Genomic DNA, 1,871 nt, shown 5'->3' with positions numbered 1-1,871 from the left:
CGCCGCGGTTCCGGCGGCAAGTCCGCGGGGAGAGCGCAGGCTCGTGCCTCGGGCCGACCGGCACGGTCGGGCTCGTCCGGTGGGCGTAGCCGCCGCACTCGCGTGGCCTCCCGCAAGGCGGCCGAGCGGCAGCGTCGCCGCCGGAATCTGCTCGTCCTGGGGTGCGTGTTCGTCGTCCTGTTCGTGGTGGCCGGTGGTTACGCCGGATACAAATTCATCCGCTCGATGGGCGGACCCGAGGATTTCGACGGACCGCCCGGCCCGCTGGCCGTGGTCCAGGTGCACACCGGTGACACCGCCGAACAGATCTCGCAGACCATGGTCGAAAGGGGTGTCGTCCGTAGCAGCGGGGCCTTCTACCAAGCGGCCGTGCGGAATTCGGGCATCACCTCGGTGCAGCCGGGCTATTACGCGGTGCCGACGCACAGCAAGGGTGCCGACGCGGTCGCGGCCCTGCTGAAGAAGACCTCCCGGGTGGGCAACGTGGTGGTCTCCGAAGGACGGCGGCTGCACGATTCCACGGATGTGAACACCGGCGCCCGTAACGAGGGCATCTACCGCAAGATCGCCGACGCCAGCTGCGTCGGGACCGGTGCGGACAAGAAATGCGTCACCTACGAACAACTCGATGCCGCCGGGGCCACGGCCGACGCGACCGCGCTGGGCGTTCCGGCCTGGGCCGTCGACGCGGTGCGCAAGGTCCCCGATCGCACCCGCCAGCTCGAGGGCATGATCGCCGCGGGCACCTGGGATTTCGATCCTTCGGGCACGCCCGAGCAGATTCTGGCGCAGCTGGTGAGCGAGAGTGCCGCCGGCTACGAGACGACCGGACTGCTGCAGTCGGGGGCGACCAACAAACTGAATCCCTATCAGACGCTGATCGCGGCCTCACTGGTCGAACGGGAAGCGCTGCCCCAGGACATGTCGAAGGTGGCCCGGGTGATCGTGAATCGGCTCGCGGTCGATCAGCCGTTGCAGCTGGATTCCACGGTCAACTACACCCTCGACCGCACCGAGGTCGCCACCACGGATGCCGACCGGGCGCGCAAGACACCGTGGAACACCTACGCCATGCCGGGGCTGCCGGCCACGCCGATCTCCTCGCCGTCGCTGGATGCCATGCGCGCGGTGGAGAATCCGGCGCCGGGACCGTGGCTGTACTTCGTCACCGTCGACAAGCAGGGCACCACCATGTTCGCCGAAAGCTACAGCGAACATCTGCGCAATATCCAACGCGCCCAGCAGAGCGGAATTCTCGACAGTGGCCGATAACGGAGCGGGATCGCCGGAATCGGGACGCAAGGCAGCGGTACTGGGCAGTCCGATCGCGCATTCGCGGTCCCCGCAATTGCATCTGGCCGCCTATCGTGCGCTGGGGCTGGACTGGACCTACGAGCGCATCGAATGCACCGGCGAGCAACTGCCCGCCCTCGTCGACAGCTTGGATTCGTCCTGGGTCGGGCTGTCGGTGACGATGCCCGGCAAGGTCGCGGCCCTGAACTACGCCGGCGAACGGACCGAGCGCGCGGTTCTGGTCGGCTCCGCCAACACCTTGGTGCGCACCGCGACCGGGTGGCGAGCCGATTGCACCGATGTGGACGGCGTGCGTGGCGCGTTGCGGGGCGGCGGCGTGGAAACGGTGCGCCGATCGGTCGTACTCGGGGCGGGCGGTACCGCGCGACCGGCACTGCTGGCGCTGGCCGAACTCGGCGCCGAGACGGTCACCGTGGTCGCCCGTGACGCCGAGCGGGCCGAGCCGACCCTCGCGCTGGCTCGCCGGCTGGGAATGGCGACCGAGTTCTCCGACTTCGACGCCGATCGGGTGCGCGCGGCATGTGCGCGCGCCGACGCGGTGGTCAGCACGGTGCCGG

Annotated in this window: 2 protein-coding genes; both read left to right on the top strand. The window is 69.3% G+C overall.

Going from position 1 to position 1,871, the window contains the following annotated elements; genetic code table 11:
- A partial coding sequence (locus tag NN2_RS38880) for an endolytic transglycosylase MltG (protein WP_245658991.1) occupies nt 1-1,272 on the top strand: 1,272 nt, incomplete at its 5' end.
- On the top strand, nt 1,262-1,871 hold a 610-nt coding region (locus tag NN2_RS35600; protein WP_063019656.1), incomplete at its 3' end, for a shikimate dehydrogenase. The genes NN2_RS38880 and NN2_RS35600, both read left to right, overlap by 11 nt.

Source organism: Nocardia nova NBRC 15556, from assembly GCF_001613005.1.
GTDB lineage: Bacteria > Actinomycetota > Actinomycetes > Mycobacteriales > Mycobacteriaceae > Nocardia > Nocardia nova.
This window is presented reverse-complemented; position numbering and strand designations above follow the sequence as displayed.